Source organism: Bradyrhizobium sp. USDA 4516, from assembly GCF_054055915.1.
In genome coordinates this window covers 3,652,174-3,673,528 of sequence record NZ_JBSRXT010000001.1, presented here as the reverse complement: position 1 = coordinate 3,673,528, position 21,355 = coordinate 3,652,174, and the positions used below count along the sequence as shown (strand labels likewise).

Below are 21,355 nucleotides of genomic sequence, written 5' to 3'. Positions count from 1 at the left end.
GTTAGCTAAACGTCAAGATTCCGGATGCGCGCGCCGGCGACAATGTTAGGATCGCGCGCGTGGGGGCTGGTGGCGTCATGGCGGGGCGTGGGTATACCATTTTCGACACGGCGATCGGCCGATGCGGCATCGCGTGGGGCGAGCTCGGCGTGGCTGGCGTGCAGCTTCCCGAGCTGCGCGAGATCGAGACCCGCAAGCGGCTATTCAAGCTTTATCCTGACGCGCGCGAGATGCGGCCTCCCGAGGAGGTCGCTGTCGCGATCGAGGGCATCGCCGCGACCTTGCGCGGCGGCATTGGGGACCTTGCCGGCGTTGCGCTCGACATGAGCGGCATCCCGGCCTTCAACGCGCGCGTCTACCAGTTTGTCCGGACCATTCCCCGCGGCGAAACCCGGACCTATGACGAGGTGGCGAGCGCCTTGCGCGCGTCCGGCGCGGTCTATTCGGTGGCACAGGCGCTCGGCCGCAATCCCTTCATGGTCATGGTGCCCTGCCACCGCGTGCTCGAGGCAGGCAATTATGCCGACCGGATCTCGCCGAACGGCGGCAGCATCTCGAAACGGCGGCTGCTCTCGATCGAGGGCGCCCAGCCGACCACCAGCAAGACCCTTTTTGATGTGCTGCTGCCCGTTGCACGACTCCGGCCGCAAGCTTAAATCCGGGGTATGGTCCGAACCACGCTGCTGCAGCGCGATCGCATCACGGTGAACGAGTTCCGCTGCACGGCGGAACCCGGCGACAAGCCGTTCGCCGAGCAGTTCGCCTCCCACTCGGTGTCCTATGTGCGCAGCGGCAGCTTCGGCTGCCATTGCCGCGGCCGCTTCCATGAGCTGGTGGCAGGCTCGATCCTGGTCGGCCATCCCGGCGACGAATACACCTGCACGCACGACCACGTGGTCGGCGACGAATGCCTGTCGTTCTTCCTCGACCCGGTGCTGGTCGAGACCATCGGCGACCGCGCGGCGGTCTGGCAGGTCGGGTCGGTGCCGCCGCTGCCGGAACTGATGGTGATCGGCGAGCTCGCGCAAACGGCGGCAGCTGGCAACAGCGACGTCGGTCTCGACGAGATCGGCCACCTCCTCACCAGCCGCCTTGTCGAGCTGGTGTCCGACCGCAAGACAAAGCCGCTCACCGCAGGCTTGCGCGATCGCCGCCGCGCCGTCGAGGCCGCGCTGTGGATCGACGCCAATTCACACCATCAGATCGACCTCGACGAGGCCGCCGAACAGGCCGGCTTGAGCACCTTCCATTTCCTGCGGCTGTTTTCCGCCGTGCTCGGCGTCACCCCGCATCAATATCTCGTGCGCTCGCGGCTGCGCCATGCGGCGCGGCGGCTCGCGGATGACGACAGCCCGGTCACCGACATCGCCTATGACGTCGGTTTCGGCGATCTGTCCAATTTCGTGCGCAGCTTCCACCGCGCCGCCGGTGCCTCGCCGCTCAAGTTCCGCCAGGCCTCGCGCGGCGACCGCAAGATTTTCCAAGAACGTCTCGCGCTGCAATAGCTAGGCTGCTCCCGTCCGCGCGTCTTTCGATGCGCTTAGCGACTGGAGATTCCTCATGTACGACCATATCGGATTGCGCGTTGCCGACCTCGACGCCAGCGTGCGCTTCTACACCGCAGTGCTGGCGCCACTCGGCTTCGTGCTCTGCTCGCGCGACGACAGCGGCGCCGGTTTCGGCCCGAAGGGCGAGCCCGCGCTCTGGCTGCATTTGCACAAGGGCAAGGCCCAAGGCGGCGCGCACGTTGCGTTCCGTGCCCCGAGCCATGACGCGATCAAGACATTCCATACCGAAGGCCTGAAGGCCGGCGGCAAGGACAACGGCGCGGCGGGCCATCGCAAGGATTACAGCCCGACCTATTACGCGGCGTTCCTGCTCGACCCCGACGGCAACAATGTCGAGGCGGTGTCGACCTAGCACACCACAGCTCCGCCGTCATTGCGAGTGGAGCGAAGCAATCCATCTTTCCGCCTGCTGCGGTGTGGATTGCTTCGTCGCTTCGCTCCTCGCAATGACGACACATCTGAAACCAACGAGGATTGAACAATGGCTTCCATTCACAAGGATATCCCGATCGACGCGCCGGCAGATCATGTCTGGGACGCGTTGCGCGATTTCGGCGCACTGCATACGCGGCTAGTGCCGGGCTTCGTGACTGACACGCAACTGGACGGCGACGTCCGCACCGTCAGCTTCTCCAACGGCACCGTGGCGCGCGAGACGCTGGTCGATTGCGACGACCAGCGAAAGCGGCTGGTCTATGCGATCAGCAGCGAGCGGTTGAAGCAGCATTCCGCCTCGGTGCAGGTGTTCGCCGAGGGCGACACGCGCTGCCGCGTGGTGTGGATCGCCGACGTGCTGCCGCACGAGGTCGCGCCATACATGGACGCGCAGATGGATCTCGGCGCGGCGGCGATGCAAGCCGCGATGGCCAAATCGGCCAGGGAGAAGAGCGCGGCGTGATCCGCTAGGTCATGCGACTGGCCGCGCATTTCGAACTATGACCGTCACCCTGAGGAGGTCGCGAAGCGACCGTCTCGAAGGGCGACAGTCCCGCTGTTTCTACGAGCGCACGCCGAAACACCTGGGCCGTCGATCCTTCGAGACGCCGCTTCGCGGCTCCTCAGAGCCTGACTGAAAAATGGGTGAGTGATCTCAGTGGGGTGTGATTCCATCGGATTTGCAAAGATTCGAGGGAGAGCACGATGCCCTGGACCAAGATCACTCGGGAGCAATATCGGCGGGACGATCTGCGTTATGCAAGCGATATGACCGATGCGGAGTGGGCGGTGATCAGACGCCTGTTGCCGCGAGCGAACCGGCGCGGCCGGCCGCGTAAGACGGAGCTGCGTCGTGTGATCGAAGCGATCCTCTATATCGTTTCGACCGGCTGCCAGTGGCGGGCGTTGCCGCAGGAGTTCCCGCCCTATTCGACGGTGCAGGGCTATTTTTATAGATGGCGGGATACAGGCCGGTGGCAGAGGATTGTCAGCGTGCTTGTCCGACGGGCGCGAAAAAAGCTTGGACGGACACCGAAGCCGACGGCAGCCGTGATCGACAGTCAAAGTGCGCCAACCACGCAAGCTGGCGGACCGCGCGGCTACGATGCAGGCAAGCGCATCTACGGCCGCAAGCGGCATATCGTGACGGATACCAATGGCCTCCTCCTTGGGGTTCATGTTCATCCGGCCAACGTTCAGGACTGCCATGGCGCCGTACCGCTGCTGAAGAACGTGCGGATGAACTTCCCCCGGCTGCGCCACGTCTTTGCCGACCGGATCTACCGCGGAAATCAACTCCTCGACGCGCTCTCAGACTGCGGTCCATGGACTGTCGAGATCGTCGAGCGGCCTCAAGGCGTCAAAGGCTTCCAGCTTCTGCCGAGGCGGTGGGTGGTTGAACGCACATTCGCTTGGTTCGGCAGATGCCGCCGCCTCGCCAAGGACTTCGAGGCGACGGTGGCAACCGAAGCTGCCTGGCTGCTGATTGCACACATCAGGCTCCTGACCCGCAGACTCGCGGCTGCAGCTAAGGTTGGGTGATTTATGAGTCAGACTCTCAGGATGACGGATTTAATATCTACGACAGCGCCGGCTGCACTTCTGCGACCGGTGCCGACTTGCCCCAGCGCGTCAGGATCACGCTGAGGCAGGACAGCACGCCGAGCACGCCCATCGAGGCGGCGGCGAGTGCGAAGAAGTTCTGCGCGCTCGCCTCATGCGTCGACAGCCACCAGCCGCCGGTGCCGATGAAGATCAGCCGCGCTGTCTGCGCCAGCACCGGACCCAGCACCTTCGCGGCACCCTGCGAGGAGAAATACATCGACATCGCAAGGCCGATGAACGCGTACATCGGCGCGGCGGTCGAGAGATATTGATGGCTGGTCGCCCGCACGTGCGGATCATTGGTGAACAGATTGACCCAGAGGTCGGGGAAGACGGCGATGAAGCTGCCGACCACGCCGACCGCAAGGAACGACACCGTGCCCGCGGTCCAGGCGATGCGCCGGGCGCGCGCGACGCGCTCGGCGCCGACCGCCATGCCGATCATCGGCACCGAGGCGATGCCGACCGCGAAGGCGACGGAGGTCAGCATGAATTCGAGCCGCGCGCCGATGCCGTAGCCGGCGAGCACCGCGGTGCCGAACTGCGCCAGCATGTGGGTGAAGATCGAGATCGTCAGAACCGACTGCAACGGCGAGAAGCAGGACACCGCGCCGACCTTGAGGATGTCGATGAACATCGCCCATTGCACGCGCAGCCCCTTGAGTTTCGGCTTCACGCGGGCACGGCCCGAGAACAGATACCAGCCCATCACGCTGATGCTGATCGAATAGGCGATCAGCGACCCCGCGGCGACGCCGCGCATGCCGAATTGCGGCACCGGACCGAGACCGAGCCCGAGCGTGCCGCCGAGAATGATCTGCCACACCGCCGAGGACAGGATCATGGTCGACGGCAGCTTCATGTTGCCGGTGCCGCGCAGGATGCCGGCCATGGTGTTCATCAGCCAGGGCAGGATCGCGCCGCCGAAGAACACCTGCGAATAGGCAATCGCCTGCGCCAGCACATTGCCGCGGCCGCCGAGCAATTCGAGCAGGCGCGGGCCGAAGATCAGCATGCCCAGCATGAACGTCAAACCAAAGGTCAGGCCGATCAGCAGCGCATGCATCGCGAGCGTCGAGGCGCGCTCGATCTCGCCGGCACCGAGCGCACGCGCGATCGCGGATGCGACGCCGCCGCCCATCGCGCCGCCGGACATCGTCATGGTCAGGATCACGCAGGGAAACACCAGCGCCATCGCCGCGAGCGACTCGACGCCGAGCCGGCCGATATACGAAGTCTCCGCGATGACGACGCAGGTGCCGGCGGAGAGGGCGATCACGTTCGGCCACGCCAGCCATAGCAGCGTGCGCAGGATCGGCCCGTCGAGCAGCGCATTGCGCGCCGGCTTGGTCACCGGCGGCGGCAGCGGCCGCTCTTGTTCGTCGACAGGAATTTCGGCGAGGCCGAGATCGGACATTTCTACTCCCACGCGCGATCTGGGGAGCCGCGCCATGGTGTTTCCCTACCATGGCGGCGGCGGAATCCACGTGCGCGGGGCGCAAGGGGGGCCTGCGCGATTGCAGGTGAACCCGGATGAACCTTGGGGCTAGCCGATCGACCAGACAAACGGCGCGCCGGCGGCGCTGTTCGGCTTCAGATGCACCGGAATACGCCGCCCGCAGCCGGCGGCCAGCCCTTCGAACAGGCCGGTCAATACGCTGGCGCAGGCCGGATGATAGTCGGCCACGTCGGCCATCAGCTTCCAGCCCTGCTGGCGGATTTCGAACTGGCCCTCGGATTCGGTGATGTCAGCAATATCGTCCTGCGACTCGAAGATAGTGCGCAGGAATGCGGCAAATTCCGTGGCACGGCCACGGCGGCCGCCGAGCGCCTGCGCGACCTCGTCGTAATACTGCATGCCGATCAGTCTGCCGGTGAGATGCAGCAGATAGCTCGCGTCCTCCGGGCCGAACACCTGCACGATGACCGGCGCGGCCGTCTTCACATATTCCATCGCGTAGTTGCGATAGGCCTTTTCCAGCCGCGGCTTCGGCCAGCTGTCGACCGGCAGCGCCGGCGCGGAGTTCGGATCGAACAGCGGCGCCTCGATATGGCGCGCGAACACCAGGCGCTGGTCGAGCTCGAGCGGATGATCGTACTCGCAGTAATAGCCTTCGAGGCCGTCCTGGCCGTCGACACACTGCTTGGTGCAGACGAAGCCGAGCCGCAATTCCCCGAGCGCGACACCGTTGTTGGCGTGCCAGCCGCGCAGCATCGCGCGCGAGACCTCACCGGGCACGCCGCAGATCGCCGTGCCCTTCCAGATCCAGCGCGGCGGCGGATAGCGGATCCAGGCCTTGCGGTCGGTCTCGTACATGTATTCGACATGCACGCCGCCGATCCAGTTGGAAAGATAATGATACTGCGCGGCCGCGACCGCCGGCGGCAGGCTGTCGAGGCCGAGCTTCTTCAAGCCGGGCAGGAAGCGCTCCTGCTGCTGGCGACGAAACACGCGGAAGACGAACTCGGCGGCATCAGCCGTGCCGCGCCGCGTGACGACGGTGAGGATCAGCCCGGTGAAGAAGGCGTGATAGAGATCGGCGACGCTGCGCCACTTCCGCCACTGCGTTTCGCGCGCGTCCTGCTCTCCGGTCATGTCTGCTCCCGCTGTTCTTGTTGGCGAGATAAAGCCTCGCGCGCGCAATCGTAGCCCGGATGCAGCGAAGCGCAATCCGGGGCGGCTCAATGCGCGTATGCAGCGCCCCGGATTTCGCTAGCGCTTCATCCGGGCTACGGAATTACACGCGCGCGAAACGGAATTACACGCGAAAATGCTTGGAGAGCTTCAGGCCCTGCGCCTGATAGTTCGAGCCGATGCGCTGGCCGTACAGCGCGTCGGGGCGCTCGAGCATCCGCTCATAGACGAGGCGGCCGACGATCTGACCATGCTCGAGGATGAACGGCACCTCGCGCGAGCGCACCTCCAGCACGGCGCGCGCCCCCTTTCCGCCGGCGCCGGCATAGCCGAAGCCGGGATCGAAGAAGCCGGCATAATGGACGCGGAATTCGCCGACCAGCGGATCGAACGGCACCATCTCCGCGGCGTAGTCCGGCGGCACCTGCACCGCCTCTTTCGACGCCAGGATGTAGAACTCGCCGGGATCGAGGATGAGACTGCCGTCGGGCCGGGCCTTGATCGGCTCCCAGAAGTCGTCGACAGCATAGCCGCCGCGGCGATCGACATCGACCACGCCGGTATGGCGCTTGGCGCGATAGCCGACGAAGCCGCCCGAGCTCTCGCCGGAGAGATCGACCGAGAGCGCGACGCCATGGGTGAGATCGGCATTGGCGGCGTCGACCAGCCGCTCGGCGGCATGCAGCGCATCGAGCTCGTCGGCGGTCAGCGTCGCCTCGCCGATCCGGAAGCGGACCTGGCTGAGCCGCGAACCCTCGCGCAGCAGCACGGGAAACGTCTTCGGGCTGATCTCGGCGTAGAGCGGGCCGTGATAGCCGGCGCCGATCATGTCGAAGCGGCGGGTGCCGTCGGCGATCACGCGGGTGAAGACGTCGAGCCGTCCGGTCGAGCTCTTCGGGTTGGCCGCGGCCACGATCTCCGGCGGCAGCGCCAGGCTCTCCAGCAGCGGCACGATGTAGACGCAGTTGGTCTCCAGCACCGCGCCGTCGGACAGATCGATCTCGTGCAGCTTCAGCTCGTCGATCCGCTCGGCGACGGTGGCATCGGGTCCCGGCAGGAAGCTGGCACGGACCCGGTAGGCAATGTCACCGAGGCGCAGATCGAGGCTGGCCGGCTGGATCTGGCTCTCGACGAAGTCATAGGCGGGCAGAATGAGGCCGGCCTCCGCCATCTCCGCGATCATGCGGTCGGGCAGGATTCCGTTGGATTCATCTTCCAGCGTGAACGACACGATGCGGTCCCTCGGCGATCCCTTGAGATGACCGAAAAATCATACTCCAGGCGGCCATCAAGCCCCAAAATATGGGCTTTTACGGGTTATCCGATGACCGTCTTGACGGAAAGGGCGCGAGGGAATATCAGCTGCACTTATCCCGTGGTGATTTGAGCCGGCCGGCTTGCAGCCACGTTAAATAAGTCGCTAAACAGGCCGGGGACAGTGTGATCCCGGCTTGTGGAGGTTGCTCCAGGCCGGTTTTTTTGTGGCCAGTTCCCAGGGGAAATGGCCACCTCGGAGGTCACATGTCTGAATCTGAAACCACGGCCCGCTTTCGTCCCGAAACCCGTCTCGTCCATGGCGGTACGCTGCGCTCGCAATTCGGGGAGACGTCGGAAGGGCTGTTTCTCACCCAGGGCTACGTCTACGACACCGCCGAGCAATGCGAGGCGCGCTTCAAGGGCCAGGACCCCGGCTTCATCTATTCGCGCTATTCCAACCCGACCATTGCGATGTTCGAGCGCCGCATGATCGAGCTCGAGGGCGCGGAAGCCGCGCGCTCGACCGCGACCGGCATGGCCGCGGTGACCACCGCGATCCTCGCCCCGCTGAAGGCCGGCGATCATGTGGTGGCCTCGAAGGCCCTGTTCGGCTCCTGCCTCTACGTGGTGCAGGACCTGTTGCCGCGCTACGGCATCGAGACGACGCTGGTCGACGGCCTCGACCTCGACCAGTGGCAGCGCGCGTTGCGGCCGAACACCAAGACCTTCTTCCTGGAGAGCCCGACCAATCCGACGCTCGACGTGCTCGACATCGGCGCGATCGCAGAGATCGCGCATAGCGGCGGCGCCCGGCTGATCGTCGACAACGTGTTTGCGACGCCGATCTGGCAGAGCCCGCTGTCGCTCGGCGCCGACGTCGTGGTCTATTCCGCAACCAAGCATATCGACGGCCAGGGCCGCTGCCTCGGCGGCGTCATCCTGTCGTCGGAGGCCTTCATCGCCGAGCACATCCACAATTTCATGCGCCAGACCGGGCCGTCGCTGTCGCCGTTCAACGCCTGGGTGCTGCTGAAGGGGCTGGAGACGCTCGGCGTGCGCGTCCGCGCCCAGACCGAGAACGCGGCGAAGATCGCCGAGGCGCTGGCCAAGCATCCGAAGATCACGCGGCTGGTCTATCCCGGCCGCCCCGACCATCCGCAGGCCGAGACGGTGAAGAAGCAGATGGGCGCCGGCTCGACACTGGTCGGCTTCGAGGTGAAGGACGGCAAGGCTGGCGCCTTCCGCTGCCTCAACGCGCTGAAGATCTCGCGCATCTCCAACAATCTCGGCGACGCCAAGAGCCTCGTCACGCATCCCGCGACCACGACGCATCAGCGCCTGGCGCCGGAGGCCCGCGCCGAACTTGGTATCAGCGAAGGTTTCATTCGCTTCTCGGCCGGGCTCGAGCATCCCGACGACCTGATCGAGGATTTTGAGCGCGCGCTGGAGCAGGTCTGAGCAAACGCCTCTCGCGGGCGGCGTGCGCTGTTCTTTCGGCGTCGTCGTGGCCGGGCTTGTCCCGGCCATCCACGTCTTGCTCGCAGCAACCGCCAAAGACGTGGATGCCCGGCACGAGGCCGGGCATGACGAGATCGTGGGACGATTGCGCGCTATCTCTTAGAGCGTTTGACCTTACGTCGCAGCCGTCGTGACGCCGCCGTCGACCACGATGGTCTGGCCGGTCATGAAGGTCGAGGCATCGGAGGCGAGATAGGCCACGGCGCCGGCGATCTCGTCGGGCTCGCCGATGCGGCGGAGCGGCGTCGACGCCGTGCGGCGCTTCAGATTGTCCGGGTCCTCCCACAGCGCGCGGGCGAAATCGGTCTTCACCAGGCCCGGCGCCACGCAATTGACGCGCACGCCCTTCGGGCCCCACTCGCCGGCAAGGCTGCGGCACAGCGCGAAGTCGGCGGCCTTGGAGATGCCGTAGGCGCCGATCACCGTAGAACCCCGAAGTCCGCCGATCGAGGAGATGATCACGACCGAACCCTTGCCGCGTTCGGCCATCTGCGGGATCGCCAGCGCGGACAGCCAGATGTTGCTCTTGACGTTCGAGCCCATGATCTTGTCGAACGCCTCGTCGGTGATGTCGAGCAGCGGGCCGTAATACGGGTTCACCGCGGCGTTGCACACCAGGATGTCGATCTTGCCGTAATGCTTGATCGTCCCCGAGACCAGCGCCTCGACCTCGCTGCGGCGCGCGATGTTGCAGGGGATGACGAGCGCATCGCCGCCCGCGTTCTTGATGCCGTCGGCGACTTCCTGGCAGGCATCCGCCTTGCGCGAGGAGATCACGACCTTGGCGCCGAGTTTTGCCAAAAGCTCCGCCGATGCGCGGCCGATGCCGCGGCTCGAGCCGGTGATGACCGCGACCTGGCCGGTGAGATCGAACGGGGTGTTTTTCATTGTTGTTTCCCTGTTATTTGCACGTCATTCCGGGGCGCGACGCAGTCGCGAACCCGGAATCCAGAGGTTACGGCGCCAGATTCCGGGTTCTCGCTTCGCGAGCCCCGGAATGACGGAGATGGCTCAGGCCAACAACCCGCCGCCCTCGCTGACGCGACGGAGGTGATAGTCGGTGTCGCCGAGCGTGTTCTCGATCATGGTCAGCCGCTTGAAGTAGTGACCGATCTTGGCTTCCATGGTCATGCCGATGCCGCCGTGAAGCTGGATCGACTGCTGGCCGACGAACTTCAGGGACTTGCCGACCTGCACCTTGGCGGCGGCAACCGCCGACGCACGCTCCTTGGCATCGTCGAAGTCCGACGCCATGGTGGCGAACATCGACATGCTGCGGGCCTGCTCCAGCGCCACGAACATGTCGGCGGCACGGTGCTGCAGGCTCTGGAACGAGCCGATCGCAACGCCGAACTGCTTGCGGGTCTTGATGTACTCGACCGTCTCCTTCAGCGACTCGTCCATCGCGCCGACCGCTTCCGCGCACAGCGCAATGCGGGCTTCGTCGGCGACGCGCTCGATCAGGGGCAGGCCGTTCTCGGGATCGCCGATCGCAGCGTCAGCACCGACCTCGACATTGGTGAAGGTGATGTCGGCCGCGTGCAGGCCGTCCTGGGTCGGATAGCCCTTCCTGGTGACGCCCTTGGCATCCGCCGGAACCAGGAACACGCCGATGCCGGTCTTGTCGCGCTGACCGCCCTTGGTGCGCGCGGTCACGATCAAGGTGTCGGCGTTCTCGCCGTTGAGCACGACGAACTTCTCGCCGTCGATCACCCAGCCGTCGCCCTTCTTCTTCGCGCTGGTGACGACGTCGAAGAGGTCATAGCGCGAGTTCTTCTCGAGCTGGGCGAAGCCAAAGGTCCTGCTGCCGTCGATGATGCCGGGAATGTACTTGGCCTTCTGCTCGGCCGAGCCACCATGGCGCAGGAAACTGCCGGCGACCACGACGGTGGCGAGATAAGGCTCGACCACCAGCGCCTTGCCGAGCGCTTCCATCACGATCATGGTCTCGACCGCGCCGGCGCCAAAGCCGCCGTCGGTCTCCGCGAAGGGCAGACCAAGCAGGCCTTGCTCGGCGAGCTTGCTCCAGAGCGCTTTGCTCCAGCCGCCCTTCTCCTTCATGTACTTCTTGCGCGCATCGAAGTCGTAGGCATCCGCCAGCAACCCGTCGACGCTTTCCTTGAGAAGCCGCTGCTCCTCGGACAGATCAAAATCCATGTTCGTTCCCTTAACTAACTGATCGTTGTTCAAGCCGGGGCCTCTTCACCTCGCCCCGCTTGCGGGGAGAGGTCGGATCGCGAAGCGATCCGGGTGAGGGGGTACAGGTCTCTCGGCAGTCGTTGCTCGGAGAGATGCCCCTCACCCCAACCCTCTCCCCGCAAGCGCGGGGAGAGGGAGAGGAAACTACAGTCCCAGCACCGCCTTGCTGATGATGTTGCGCTGGATCTCGTTGGAGCCGCCGTAGATCGAAACCTTGCGGTTGTTGAAGTAGCTCGGCGCGATCTGCGCGGTCCAATCCATGCTCTCGTTCGAGCCGGCATCGCCGTGCTCGTCATAGGGTGCGGCGAACGGACCGATGATCTCCATCAACAGCTCGGTGGTGGTCTGCTGGATCTCCGAGCCCTTGATCTTGAGCACCGAGGACGCCGGATTGGGCTTGCCCTTGCCGTGCTTGCCCTCGTCGGCGACGACGCGGAGCTGGGTGAGTTCGAGCGCCTTCAGCTCGATCTCGCAGGCCGTGAGCTTCTCGCGGAACGCCGGATCCTCGATCACCGGACGGCCGCCGGACTCGACCTTGGAGGCCAGCGCGCGGATGCGGCGCAGCCGCTCCTTCGACACGCCGACCCGGGCGATGCCGGTGCGCTCATTGCCGAGCAGGAATTTGGCGTAATCCCAGCCCTTGTTTTCCTCGCCGATCAGGTTCTCGTAGGGCACCTCGACGTCGTCGAAGAACACCTCGTTGACCTCGTGGCCGCCGTCGATGGTCTGGATCGGGCGCACGGTGACGCCCTTCGACTTCATCGAGAACACGATGAAGGAGATGCCCATCTGCTTCTTCGCGGCCGGATCGGTGCGGCAGAGGCAGAAGATCATGTCGGCGTGCTGGGCGAGCGTGGTCCAGGTCTTCTGGCCGTTGATGATCCACTTGTCGCCACGGCGCTCGGCCTTGGTCTTCAGCGACGCGAGGTCCGAACCCGAGCCCGGCTCCGAGAAGCCCTGGCACCACCAGTCGTCGACATTGGCGATGCGCGGCAGATATTCCTTCTTCTGCTTCTCGTTGCCGAAGGTGTAGATCACCGGGCCGACCATGCTGACGCCGAAGGCGAGCGGCTGCGGCGCCGGATAGGACTGCAGCTCCTCGTTGAAGATGTAGTGCTGCACGGTGCTCCAGCCGGTGCCGCCATATTCCTTCGGCCAGTGGGTGACGCCCCAGCCCTTCTTGTTGAGGATGCGCCACCAGGTGACCATCTCGTCCTTCGACAGATGGCGGCCTTCCTGCAGCTTGCGCCGGGTCTCCGGCGGCACGTTGTTCTTGAAGAACTCCCGCACCTCCTCGCGAAACGCTATCTCTTCCTTGGTGAAAGCGAGATCCATCGGATCCTCCTTTTGAAATTCAACTGCTTCTTTCCTGGTCGTCCCGGCGAAGGCCGGGACCCATAACCACCGGCTTTCGTGTTTGACAACGCCGGCTGCCGCATGTGCCCAAAGAGAAGCCGCGGCGTATGGGTCCCGGCCTTCGCCGGGACGACAATCCTACTGCAACACCTCGAACAGGCCGGCCGCGCCCATGCCGCCACCGACGCACATGGTGACGACTGCGTACTTGGCCTTGCGGCGGCGGCCCTCGATCAGCGCGTGGCCGGTGAGCCGCGCACCCGACATGCCGTAAGGGTGGCCGACCGAAATCGCGCCGCCATTGACGTTGATCTTCTCCGGATCGATGCCGAGCTTGTCGCGGCAATAGAGCACCTGCACCGCGAAGGCCTCGTTGAGCTCCCAGAGATCGATGTCGTCGACCTTGAGGCCATGGCGCTTCAGCAGCCGCGGCACCGCGAACACCGGACCGATGCCCATCTCGTCCGGCTCGCAGCCGGCGGAGACGAAGCCGCGGAAGATCCCGAGCGGCTTCAGCCCGCGCTTGGCGGCTTCCTTGTCGCTCATGATCACGGAGGCGCTGGCGCCGTCCGAGAGCTGGCTGGCATTGCCGGCGGTGATGGTGAAACCGTCGCCGCGCACCGGCTTGAGGCTGGCAAGCCCTTCGGCCGTGGTCTCCGGCCGCGGACCTTCGTCCTGCGACAGCGTCACCTCTTTCATCGTGACGGCACCGGTCGCCTTGTCGGTGACCGCCATCATGGTGGTGATCGGCGCGAGCTCTTCCTTGAACTTGCCGCCCTGCTGCGCGGCCGAGGTGCGGCGCTGGCTTTCCAGCCCATACTCGTCCTGCTTCTCGCGCGAGATGTTGTAGCGCTTGGCGACGATCTCGGCGGTGTCGATCATGGGCATGTAGACCTCGCCCTTGATCTTGAGCAGCGCCGGATCCTGGGCGTGGAAGGAATTCATCTTGTCGTTCTGCACCAGCGAGATCGACTCGCCGCCGCCGCCGACCGCGATCTCGACGCCGTCGAAGATCACCGAGCGCGCGGCGAGCGCAATCGCCTGCAGGCCGGAGGCGCACTGGCGGTCGATCGTGGTGCCGGCAACGGTCACCGGCAACCCGGCGCGGAGCAGTGCCTTGCGCGCGATGTTGCCGCCGGTCGCGCCCTGCTGCATCGCCGCGCCCATCACCACGTCCTCGATCTCCTTCGGATCGACCTTGGCGCGCGCCACCGCTTCGCCGATCGCGTGCCCGAGCAAGGTCGCGCCCTCGGTGACGTTGAGCGCGCCGCGATAGGCCTTGCCGATCGGCGTGCGGGCGGTGGAGACGATAACGGCGCCGGTCATGAGCGAGATCCTGATGCAGTCTGTTGTTGCGTGGATTGAGATGTCTCGGTTTGAGCAGTCTTGGGCTGCTGCTGGCGCAATTCGTGACGCGACAGCTTGCCGACCGGGGTGCGCGGCAATTCGTCGACGAACTCGACGGCCGCCGGCAGTTCGTGCTTACCGACCTTGCCGGTGAGGAATGCACGCAGCTCGTCGATCGAGAAGGTCTTCTCGCCGTCGCGCAGCTTGATGAAGGCCTTTGCCGCCTCACCGCGGTAATCGTCGGGAATGCCGATCACGATCACCTCCTGCACGGCAGGATGGGTGTAGATCGCCTGCTCGATCATCTGCGGATAGACGTTGAAGCCGCCGGAGATGATCATGTCCTTCTTGCGGTCGACCAGATAGAAATAGCCGTCGGCGTCCATGTAGCCGATGTCGCCGGTGAGGAAGCGGTCGCCGACGAAAGCCTCCGCGGTCTCCGCCGGCCTGTTCCAGTAGCCCTTGGTGACGTTCGGGCCGCGGATGCGGATCTCGCCGACCTCGCCGACCGGCATCACCCTGGTGGAATCCTCCAGCGACACGACGTCCATCTCGATGCCGGGCAGCATCAGCCCGATCGAGCCTGGTTTCTCCGGTCCCTCCTTGGGATGGCCGGTGCCGGGCGAGCAGGTCTCGGTCATGCCCCAGCCGCTCTTCAGCTTCATGCCGACGCGGCGCTCGAAGATCTTCGCGACCTCCACCGGCAGCGGCGCGCCGCCGGAGCCGGCGACCACCAGCGAAGAGAGATCGCGCTTGTCGAGATCGGGCAGCGAGGCGATCGCGATCCACATCGTCGGCACGCCGGGAAACACCGTTGCGCGCTTGACCTCGATGTCGCGCATCACGGCCTCGACGTCGAAGCGCTGGTGCAGCGAGATCAAATGGCCGCGCCGGATCGCCGACAGCAGCACGACGGTCAGTGCGTAGATGTGAAACAGCGGCAGCACGCAGATCACGCGCTCGATCGCATTGCGTTCGAGCCGCCCGGGCTTGCCCCAGACGTCGTAGATCGACACCGCCGCGGTGAGATTGCCGTGGCTGAGCATGGCGCCCTTGGGCAGGCCCGTGGTGCCGCCGGTGTATTGCAGCAGCGCGACGTCCTCGACGTCGACCGCCGGCCATTGCGACGGCCTGGTCGCGCCGTCGATGAACTGGCGGTGGGTGATGATCGCGGGATTGTCGGGCAGCGCCGTTTGCGGCGTGCCGACCTTGCCCCAATTGTCGTCCTCGCAGACGATCAGACGATCGAGCAGACCCTTGGCGAGGAATTTCAGCGCGGTCGGCAACAGCGCCGACAAATTGCTGGTGACCAGCACCCGCGCGCCTGAATCGGACAGCTTGTGCGACAGCGCGATCTCGCCGTCGAGCGGCGACAGATGCACGACGCGGGCGCCGGCCTTCAGCGCACCGAAGAAATTGATCGGATGGTCAGGCGAATTGCCGAGGAACAGCGCGACCGACGTTCCCTTGCCGTAGCCGGCCCGCATGAAGGAAGCGGCGGCGGTCTCGACCAGGGCCTCCAGCTCGGCGTAGCTGATCGGCCGGTCGCGGAATTCGAGCACCGGGCGCGCGCCGAACTCGGCGGCGGCGCTCGACAGCAGGTCCGGCAGCGTGCCGCGCGTGATCTCGTCGCTCCACTGCACGCCCTTGGGATAATATTGTTCGCCGGGATAGGTCATGAAAACCAGACTCTGGAAACTGTCATTCCGTGGCACGCGCAGCGTGAACCTAAGATGCGCAATTTGCGCATCGGGGAATCTCGAGATTCCGGGTCTGCGCCTTACGGCGCATCCCGGAATGACACGTGGTTACAGTCGGCCAATCACGCCGCCTTCGACGGCGCGGCGAGCGAGGCGAAGGTCTTGCCCTCGTCGGCGAGCTTCTTGAGCAGCGGCGCCGGCTCGAGCGAGGGATCGTTGGTCTCCTTGGCGTAGAAGGCCAGGCGATCGGCGATGTGCTTGAGGCCGACGGTGTCGGCCCAGAACATCGGACCGCCGCGATAGATCGGCCAGCCATAGCCATAGAGCCAGACCACGTCGATATCCGACGGACGCGCCGCGATGCCCTCGGCGAGGATCTTCGCGCCTTCGTTGATCATCGGGTACATCATGCGCTCGAGGATCTCGTCGTCACTGACGACGCGCTTCTTGCGGCCGAGGCGCGCCAGCGTCTCGTCGATCAGCTTCTCGACCTCCGGATCGGGCAGCGCCGCGCGCGAGCCCGGCTCGTACTTGTAGTAGCCCTTGCCGGTCTTCTGGCCGAAGCGGCCGGCTTCGCACAGCGCGTCGGCGATCTCCGACTTGATGCCGCGGTCCTTGCGCGAGCGCCAGCCGATGTCGAGACCGGCGAGATCGCCCATCGCGAACGGGCCCATCGGCATGCCGAACTTGGTCACCACGGCGTCGACCTGTTGCGGCAGGGCGCCTTCGAACAGCAGCTTCTCGGACTGCTTGCCGCGCTGCGCCAGCATGCGGTTGCCGACGAAGCCGTCGCAGACGCCGACCACTGCCGGCACCTTGGCGATCTTGCGGGCGATCGAGACGGCCGTGACCAGCGCGTCCGGCGCGGTCTTGTCGGCGCGCACGATCTCGCACAGCTTCATGACGTTGGCCGGCGAGAAGAAGTGCATGCCGAGTACGTCCTGCGGACGCTTGGTCGACTTCGCGATCTCGTCGATGTTGAGATAGGAGGTGTTGGAGGCCAGCACCGCGCCCGGCTTGGCATACTGGTCGAGCTTGCCGAACACTTCCTTCTTCACCGCCATGGTCTCGAACACCGCCTCGATCACGAGATCGGCGTCGCCGACGTTCTCGATGCCGACGACACCGTTGATCAGCGCCATCCGCTTGGCGGGCGCGTCCGCCGGGATGCCGCCGCGCGCGGCGGTCGCCTCGTAGTTCTTCTGCATGATGCCCATGCCGCGCTTGAGCTGCTCCTCGCCGGTCTCGATCAGGGTGACCGGGATGCCGGCGTTGGCGAACGACATCGCGATGCCGCCGCCCATGGTGCCGGCGCCGAGGATGGCGACGCGCGCCACGTTGCGGCCCTTGGTGCCGTCGGGGACACCGGAGATCTTGGCGGCTTCGCGCTCGGCGAAGAAGGCGTAGCGCTGTGCCTTGGACTGGTCGCCGTTCATCAGTTTGAGGAAGCCCTCGCGCTCCTTCTTCAGGCCCTCGTCGAACGGCAGGTCGATCGCGGCGCCGACGGCGTCGGCAGCGGCGAACGGCGCCTCGAGGCCGCGCGACTTCTTGGTCAGCGCAGCGACCGCATTGGTGAAGATCGAACGATCGGCCTTGGCCGCGGCGAGCTTGCTGTCGTCGTCGCGCAGCTTGCGCAGCGGACGCTTCTCGGCGACCACCTTGCGCGCGAATGCCTCACCGCCCGAAGCCGGTCCCTCGACGATCTCCTCGATCAGGCCGGCCTTCAGCGCCGCGTCCGCGCCGATCGGATCGCCGCCGACGATCATCTTGACCGCGAGCTCGGGACCGACCGCGCGCGGCAGGCGCTGGGTGCCGCCGGCGCCGGGCAGCAGGCCGAGCTTCACCTCGGGCAGACCGAGCTTGGCGTCCTTGGTGGCGACACGGTAGTGGCAGGCCAGCGCGACCTCGAGGCCGCCGCCGAGCGCGGTGCCGTGGATGGCGGCAACGATCGGCTTCGGCGAGCTCTCCATCAGGCTCAGCACTTCGGCGAGCCCGGGCGGCTTCGGCGGCTTGCCGAATTCGGTGATGTCGGCGCCGGCGATGAAGGTACGGCCGGCGCAGGTCAGCACGATGCCCTGGACCTGCGCATCATCGATCGCGCTCTTGATGCACTCGAAGATGCCGCCGCGCACCGCGGCGCTCAGCGCATTCACAGGCGGACTGTTAACCGTGACGACGGCAATATTGTCATGACGTTCGAGCTTGACGACTTCACTCACCGGGACTCTCCCTGGATGCTTGTTCTTGGACTTGTGTTGAGTAGCTGCACGACTTGCGTTGAGCCGCTACGATTAGACCAATTTCGCACTGCGAAATTTAATTCCACATCTTGACATGGAGGGTTATTTTGAAGCACGTGCCTTGTCAACGAGCATGACAAGGGCAGGGCAAGGATAGGGATGAAGCGCGCTAGCAAGAAAGCCGCGACCGATCGCAATTTCGTCGTCGCCCTTTCCCGCGGACTGGACGTCCTGCGCGCATTCCAACCCAATGACGGGCTGCTCGGCAATCAGGAGATTGCGGCCCGCACCAAGTTACCGAAGCCAACCATTTCCCGGCTGACCTACACGCTGACCAAGCTGGGATACCTTACACCTGTACCGAAGTTCGAGAAGTACCAACTCGCGCCGTCGGCGATGGCACTCGGCTACGCCGCGCTCGCCAATCTCGGCGTTCGGCATTTGTCCGAGCCCTATCGAGAAGAAGTGATGCGCGCGACCGGCGGAGCGGTCGCCGTCGGCGGCCGCGACCGCCACAGCATGATTTATTTCGGCCAGAGCCGGAACGGCCTGGCGCTCGGCGTACAACTCGACGTCGGCTCGCGGGTGCCGATCGCAACCACCGCGATGGGGCGTGCTTATATTTGGGCATTGCCGCCCGACGAGCGCGCGGCTTTACTGCGTGAGCTGCGGGATCACTACGGCAGCCGCTGGGCCAAGATGCGCGACGGCATCGAGCGCTCCGGCGAGACGGTCGCGAAGCACGGCTTCACGATGTCCGCAGGCGACTGGCAGAACGACGTCGCCGCAGTCGGCGTTGCATTGAGATTGAACGACGGAACCGGTCCTTACGCCTTCAATTGCGGCGCGCCGGCATTCCGCTTCACGGAAGACAGATTGCTCAACGACATTGGACCTCGTCTTGTCGCGATGGTAAGGAACATCGAGCAGGCGCTCGGTGGAATGGCGCCGCAATCCAAAAAAGAAGAACGCAAAAAGACCAGAGTAGGAGGGAAAGTTGCACGTTTGGCCGAGGGGATCAGATAGCCTCCATCACGTCCAGCGAAACGCATCGCAGGGCCGCTCGCACCGCTCGAAGACGGCGGGCGAGACGAGATGACGCAGGCACAGCTCGCGCAGGGGAATGATCCCCTGCTCGCGGTTCGCGACGTCAGCGTCGTGTTCGGCGGCATCATCGCACTGAACGGCGTGTCGTTCGACATGCGCCATGGACAGATCCTCGGGCTGATCGGGCCGAACGGCGCCGGCAAGACGACGCTGTTCAATTGCCTGTCGCGGCTCTATCAGCCGTCGTCCGGCGACATCCTGATGGAAGGCAAGAGCATCCTGTCGCGCCCGCCGCACCGGATCGCCGAGATCGGCATCGGCCGCACCTTCCAGAACGTCGCGCTGTTCCCCAACCTGTCCGTGATCGACAATGTGCGCGTCGGCGCGCATGCGCGCACCTCGAGCGACATCGTCAGCGACTCGCTGCGCCTCGCCTGGGTCCGCCGCGGCGAGACCGACATGAACAAGAAGGTGCACGACATCCTCGGCTATCTCGATCTCGAGGACGTCGCCCACACCGTGGTCTCGGGACTTCCGTTCGGCACCCAGAAGCGCGTCGAACTGGCGCGCGCCCTGGCCGCGGATCCGAAGATCCTGCTGCTCGACGAGCCGGCCGGCGGCCTCAATCACGAAGAAGTCTATGTGCTCGGCGACCTGATCCGCAAAATCCGCGACGACCGCAAGATCACCGTGCTGCTGGTCGAGCATCACATGGGTCTCGTGATGTCGATCGCCGACCACGTCGTCGCGCTCAATTTCGGCCGCAAGCTTGCCGAAGGCACGCCGGCCCAGGTCCAGGCCGACCCTGATGTCATCAAGGCCTATCTGGGGAGCAAGGACCAATGACCACGATGCTCAACGTCAAGGACCTGCGCGCCTATTACGGCCAGGTCCAGGCCCTGCACGGCCTCTCCTTTTCGCTCAACGAGGGCTCGCTGACCACGCTGCTCGGCGCCAACGGCGCCGGCAAGACCACCACACTGCGGGCGATCTGCAACATGGTGCGCTCCACCGGCGCGATCGAGTTCGAGGGCAAGCCGATCGGCACGCGCTCGACCGAAAACGTGGTCCGCCTCGGCATCGCCCATGTGCCGCAGGGCCGCGGCACCTTCACCAACATGACGGTGGAGGAAAACCTGCAGCTCGGCGCCATCAGCCGCCCGGACAAGAAGGCGATCGGCGCCGACATCGAACGGATGTACGAGCATTTCCCGGTGCTGAAGCAGCGCTACACCCAGCAGGCCGGCACGCTGTCCGGCGGCGAGCAGCAGATGCTCGCGGTGGCGCGCGCGCTGATGCTGCGGCCGCGCCTGATGCTGCTCGACGAGCCGTCGTTCGGCCTCGCGCCGCTGATCGTGCGCGACCTGTTCCGCATCCTCGGAAAGATCAATCGCGAGGAAAAGGTGACCATCCTGGTGGTCGAGCAGAATGCGCAGCTCGCGCTCGAGCTCGCCGACCAGGCCTACGTGATCGAAACCGGACGGATCGTGATGTCGGGCAATGCCAAGGACATCGCGAACAACGAAGACGTCCGCAAATCCTATCTCGGCTACTGAGGGAGCTGGCACAATGGAGCTTTTTGCCAACCAGGTCCTGGCCGGCATCGCCACCGGCGCGATCTATGCCTGCATGGCGCTCGCGGTGGTCATGATCTACCAGGCCATCGACCATCTGAATTTCGCCCAGGGCGAAATGGCGATGTTCTCGACCTTCGTGTCCTGGCAGCTGATGCAATGGGGCGTGCCATATTGGGGCGCCTTCGTGCTCACCGTCGCCTTTTCGTTCGCCGCCGGCATCGTCATCGAGCGGTTGCTGTTCAAGCCGCTGGCGAAGGCGCCGATCCTGACCAACGTCGCCGGCTTCATCGCGCTCTACGCGATCATCAACTCGGTCGCCGGCCTGATCTGGGACTTCACCATCAAGCAGTATCCGACGCCGTTCGGTTCCTCACCGTTCCTCGGCAGCCAGCTGATCTCGACCCACCAGGCCGGCATGATCGGCATCACGCTGTTGATGCTGCTCCTGCTGTTCTTCTTCTTCCGCTTCACCCGGGTCGGTCTTGCGATGCGCGCCGCCGCATCGCTGCCGGAATCGGCCCGGCTGGTCGGCATCAACACCTCGTGGATGATCGCGCTGGGCTGGGGCATGGCCGCCTCGATCGGCTCGATCGCCGGCATGATGATCGCACCTGTGGTGTTCCTCGAGCCGAACATGATGCTCGGCGTGCTGATCTATGGATTTGCCGCAGCCGTGCTCGGCGGCCTGTCGAGCCCGTTCGGCGCCGTCATGGGCGGCTTCCTGGTCGGCGTCTTCGAGAACCTCGTCGGCACCTACATCCCCGGCGTCGGCAATGAACTGAAACTTCCGATCGCGCTTGCGCTGATCATCGTCGTCCTGGTCGTGAAACCGGCAGGCCTGTTCGGCCGCGCCATCGTGAAGCGAGTTTGA

19 protein-coding genes and 1 riboswitch are annotated in these 21,355 nt (G+C 65.2%); of the genes, 10 read left to right on the top strand and 9 right to left on the bottom strand.

Annotation, left to right across the window (positions count from 1 at the left end):
- Positions 1 to 77: 77 nt before the first annotated feature.
- The 5 genes from ACVI1L_RS16880 to ACVI1L_RS16860 all read left to right on the top strand — a co-directional run bounded on the left by ACVI1L_RS16880 (position 78) and on the right by ACVI1L_RS16860 (position 3,545).
- Positions 78 to 656 (top strand): methylated-DNA--[protein]-cysteine S-methyltransferase, encoded by a 579-nt coding sequence (locus tag ACVI1L_RS16880; protein ID WP_253604845.1) that lies wholly within the window; start codon positions 78 to 80, stop codon positions 654 to 656.
- A gap of 9 nt (positions 657 to 665) precedes the next feature.
- Entirely contained in the window at positions 666 to 1,505 is an 840-nt protein-coding gene (locus ACVI1L_RS16875; RefSeq protein ID WP_076832452.1) for a helix-turn-helix domain-containing protein, read from the top strand.
- A gap of 55 nt (positions 1,506 to 1,560) precedes the next feature.
- Complete coding sequence (locus ACVI1L_RS16870) at positions 1,561 to 1,920, top strand: VOC family protein (RefSeq protein WP_016843721.1); 360 nt, start codon at positions 1,561 to 1,563, stop codon at positions 1,918 to 1,920.
- A 129-nt stretch (positions 1,921 to 2,049) separates the two neighbouring features.
- Positions 2,050 to 2,466, top strand: a complete 417-nt coding sequence (locus ACVI1L_RS16865) for an SRPBCC family protein (RefSeq protein WP_076832454.1) — start codon at positions 2,050 to 2,052, stop codon at positions 2,464 to 2,466.
- Positions 2,467 to 2,708: 242 nt separating this feature from the next.
- On the top strand, positions 2,709 to 3,545 hold the full coding sequence (locus ACVI1L_RS16860) for an IS5 family transposase (protein WP_076824982.1): 837 nt from the start codon (positions 2,709 to 2,711) through the stop codon (positions 3,543 to 3,545).
- Positions 3,546 to 3,582: 37 nt separating this feature from the next.
- Here ACVI1L_RS16860 and ACVI1L_RS16855 read toward each other — a convergent pair whose 3' ends face one another.
- The 3 genes from ACVI1L_RS16855 to ACVI1L_RS16845 all read right to left on the bottom strand — a co-directional run bounded on the left by ACVI1L_RS16855 (position 3,583) and on the right by ACVI1L_RS16845 (position 7,474).
- A complete protein-coding gene (locus ACVI1L_RS16855) occupies positions 3,583 to 5,025 on the bottom strand; it encodes an MATE family efflux transporter (protein WP_057016023.1) in 1,443 nt (480 codons plus the stop codon).
- A 129-nt stretch (positions 5,026 to 5,154) separates the two neighbouring features.
- Positions 5,155 to 6,204, bottom strand: coding sequence for a hypothetical protein (locus tag ACVI1L_RS16850; protein WP_456783324.1), 1,050 nt, complete (start codon positions 6,202 to 6,204; stop codon positions 5,155 to 5,157).
- Positions 6,205 to 6,367: 163 nt separating this feature from the next.
- Positions 6,368 to 7,474, bottom strand: coding sequence for a 2'-deoxycytidine 5'-triphosphate deaminase (locus ACVI1L_RS16845; protein ID WP_057016021.1), 1,107 nt, complete (start codon positions 7,472 to 7,474; stop codon positions 6,368 to 6,370).
- A 134-nt stretch (positions 7,475 to 7,608) separates the two neighbouring features.
- A riboswitch (SAM riboswitch) is annotated at positions 7,609 to 7,688 on the top strand.
- 76 nt (positions 7,689 to 7,764) lie between these two features.
- Here ACVI1L_RS16845 and ACVI1L_RS16840 point away from each other — a divergent pair.
- The gene (locus ACVI1L_RS16840) at positions 7,765 to 8,958 is read left to right on the top strand and encodes an O-succinylhomoserine sulfhydrylase (protein ID WP_092085392.1); all 1,194 of its coding nucleotides are present in this window, start codon (positions 7,765 to 7,767) and stop codon (positions 8,956 to 8,958) included.
- Positions 8,959 to 9,132: 174 nt separating this feature from the next.
- Here ACVI1L_RS16840 and ACVI1L_RS16835 read toward each other — a convergent pair whose 3' ends face one another.
- The 6 genes from ACVI1L_RS16835 to ACVI1L_RS16810 form a co-directional block, all read right to left on the bottom strand.
- On the bottom strand, positions 9,133 to 9,906 hold the full coding sequence (locus ACVI1L_RS16835; RefSeq protein WP_456783323.1) for an SDR family NAD(P)-dependent oxidoreductase: 774 nt from the start codon (positions 9,904 to 9,906) through the stop codon (positions 9,133 to 9,135).
- A gap of 123 nt (positions 9,907 to 10,029) precedes the next feature.
- Positions 10,030 to 11,175, bottom strand: coding sequence for a pimeloyl-CoA dehydrogenase small subunit (pimD, locus tag ACVI1L_RS16830; RefSeq protein WP_253625100.1), 1,146 nt, complete (start codon positions 11,173 to 11,175; stop codon positions 10,030 to 10,032).
- Positions 11,176 to 11,361: 186 nt separating this feature from the next.
- Positions 11,362 to 12,552 carry a pimeloyl-CoA dehydrogenase large subunit gene (pimC, locus tag ACVI1L_RS16825; RefSeq protein WP_018269091.1) on the bottom strand — a complete coding sequence of 397 codons (1,191 nt, stop codon included), beginning with the start codon at positions 12,550 to 12,552 and terminating at the stop codon, positions 11,362 to 11,364.
- A gap of 159 nt (positions 12,553 to 12,711) precedes the next feature.
- Positions 12,712 to 13,899 (bottom strand): acetyl-CoA C-acyltransferase, encoded by a 1,188-nt coding sequence (locus tag ACVI1L_RS16820; protein ID WP_456783322.1) that lies wholly within the window; start codon positions 13,897 to 13,899, stop codon positions 12,712 to 12,714.
- The gene (gene pimA, locus ACVI1L_RS16815) at positions 13,896 to 15,599 is read right to left on the bottom strand and encodes a dicarboxylate--CoA ligase PimA (RefSeq protein ID WP_316398691.1); all 1,704 of its coding nucleotides are present in this window, start codon (positions 15,597 to 15,599) and stop codon (positions 13,896 to 13,898) included. The genes ACVI1L_RS16820 and pimA overlap by 4 nt, the downstream gene beginning before the upstream one ends.
- A 143-nt stretch (positions 15,600 to 15,742) precedes the next feature.
- On the bottom strand, positions 15,743 to 17,839 hold the full coding sequence (locus tag ACVI1L_RS16810) for a 3-hydroxyacyl-CoA dehydrogenase NAD-binding domain-containing protein (protein ID WP_057016014.1): 2,097 nt from the start codon (positions 17,837 to 17,839) through the stop codon (positions 15,743 to 15,745).
- Between the two features lie 180 nt (positions 17,840 to 18,019).
- On the opposite strand from ACVI1L_RS16810, the gene ACVI1L_RS16805 reads away from it, so the two are divergent.
- The 4 genes from ACVI1L_RS16805 to ACVI1L_RS16790 all read left to right on the top strand — a co-directional run bounded on the left by ACVI1L_RS16805 (position 18,020) and on the right by ACVI1L_RS16790 (position 21,355).
- Positions 18,020 to 18,886 (top strand): IclR family transcriptional regulator, encoded by an 867-nt coding sequence (locus ACVI1L_RS16805; protein WP_018269093.1) that lies wholly within the window; start codon positions 18,020 to 18,022, stop codon positions 18,884 to 18,886.
- A 69-nt stretch (positions 18,887 to 18,955) separates the two neighbouring features.
- Complete coding sequence (locus tag ACVI1L_RS16800) at positions 18,956 to 19,753, top strand: ABC transporter ATP-binding protein (RefSeq protein ID WP_016847575.1); 798 nt, start codon at positions 18,956 to 18,958, stop codon at positions 19,751 to 19,753.
- Positions 19,750 to 20,463 (top strand): ABC transporter ATP-binding protein, encoded by a 714-nt coding sequence (locus ACVI1L_RS16795; protein WP_038384532.1) that lies wholly within the window; start codon positions 19,750 to 19,752, stop codon positions 20,461 to 20,463. Before ACVI1L_RS16800 ends, ACVI1L_RS16795 begins: the two co-directional genes overlap by 4 nt.
- Positions 20,464 to 20,476: 13 nt before the next feature.
- On the top strand, positions 20,477 to 21,355 hold the full coding sequence (locus ACVI1L_RS16790) for a branched-chain amino acid ABC transporter permease (RefSeq protein WP_028339071.1): 879 nt from the start codon (positions 20,477 to 20,479) through the stop codon (positions 21,353 to 21,355).

Coding starts and splice junctions, on each gene's coding strand:
- ACVI1L_RS16840 (WP_092085392.1), top strand. CDS start 7,765: ATGTCTGAATCTGAAACCACGGCCCGCTTTCGTCCCGAAACCCGTCTC.
- ACVI1L_RS16860 (WP_076824982.1), top strand. CDS start 2,709: ATGCCCTGGACCAAGATCACTCGGGAGCAATATCGGCGGGACGATCTG.
- ACVI1L_RS16875 (WP_076832452.1), top strand. CDS start 666: ATGGTCCGAACCACGCTGCTGCAGCGCGATCGCATCACGGTGAACGAG.
- ACVI1L_RS16870 (WP_016843721.1), top strand. CDS start 1,561: ATGTACGACCATATCGGATTGCGCGTTGCCGACCTCGACGCCAGCGTG.
- ACVI1L_RS16880 (WP_253604845.1), top strand. CDS start 78: ATGGCGGGGCGTGGGTATACCATTTTCGACACGGCGATCGGCCGATGC.
- ACVI1L_RS16835 (WP_456783323.1), bottom strand. CDS start 9,906: ATGAAAAACACCCCGTTCGATCTCACCGGCCAGGTCGCGGTCATCACC.
- ACVI1L_RS16855 (WP_057016023.1), bottom strand. CDS start 5,025: ATGTCCGATCTCGGCCTCGCCGAAATTCCTGTCGACGAACAAGAGCGG.
- ACVI1L_RS16865 (WP_076832454.1), top strand. CDS start 2,050: ATGGCTTCCATTCACAAGGATATCCCGATCGACGCGCCGGCAGATCAT.
- pimC (WP_018269091.1), bottom strand. CDS start 12,552: ATGGATCTCGCTTTCACCAAGGAAGAGATAGCGTTTCGCGAGGAGGTG.
- ACVI1L_RS16850 (WP_456783324.1), bottom strand. CDS start 6,204: ATGACCGGAGAGCAGGACGCGCGCGAAACGCAGTGGCGGAAGTGGCGC.
- pimD (WP_253625100.1), bottom strand. CDS start 11,175: ATGGATTTTGATCTGTCCGAGGAGCAGCGGCTTCTCAAGGAAAGCGTC.
- ACVI1L_RS16805 (WP_018269093.1), top strand. CDS start 18,020: ATGAAGCGCGCTAGCAAGAAAGCCGCGACCGATCGCAATTTCGTCGTC.
- pimA (WP_316398691.1), bottom strand. CDS start 15,599: ATGACCTATCCCGGCGAACAATATTATCCCAAGGGCGTGCAGTGGAGC.
- ACVI1L_RS16800 (WP_016847575.1), top strand. CDS start 18,956: ATGACGCAGGCACAGCTCGCGCAGGGGAATGATCCCCTGCTCGCGGTT.
- ACVI1L_RS16795 (WP_038384532.1), top strand. CDS start 19,750: ATGACCACGATGCTCAACGTCAAGGACCTGCGCGCCTATTACGGCCAG.
- ACVI1L_RS16820 (WP_456783322.1), bottom strand. CDS start 13,899: ATGACCGGCGCCGTTATCGTCTCCACCGCCCGCACGCCGATCGGCAAG.
- ACVI1L_RS16790 (WP_028339071.1), top strand. CDS start 20,477: ATGGAGCTTTTTGCCAACCAGGTCCTGGCCGGCATCGCCACCGGCGCG.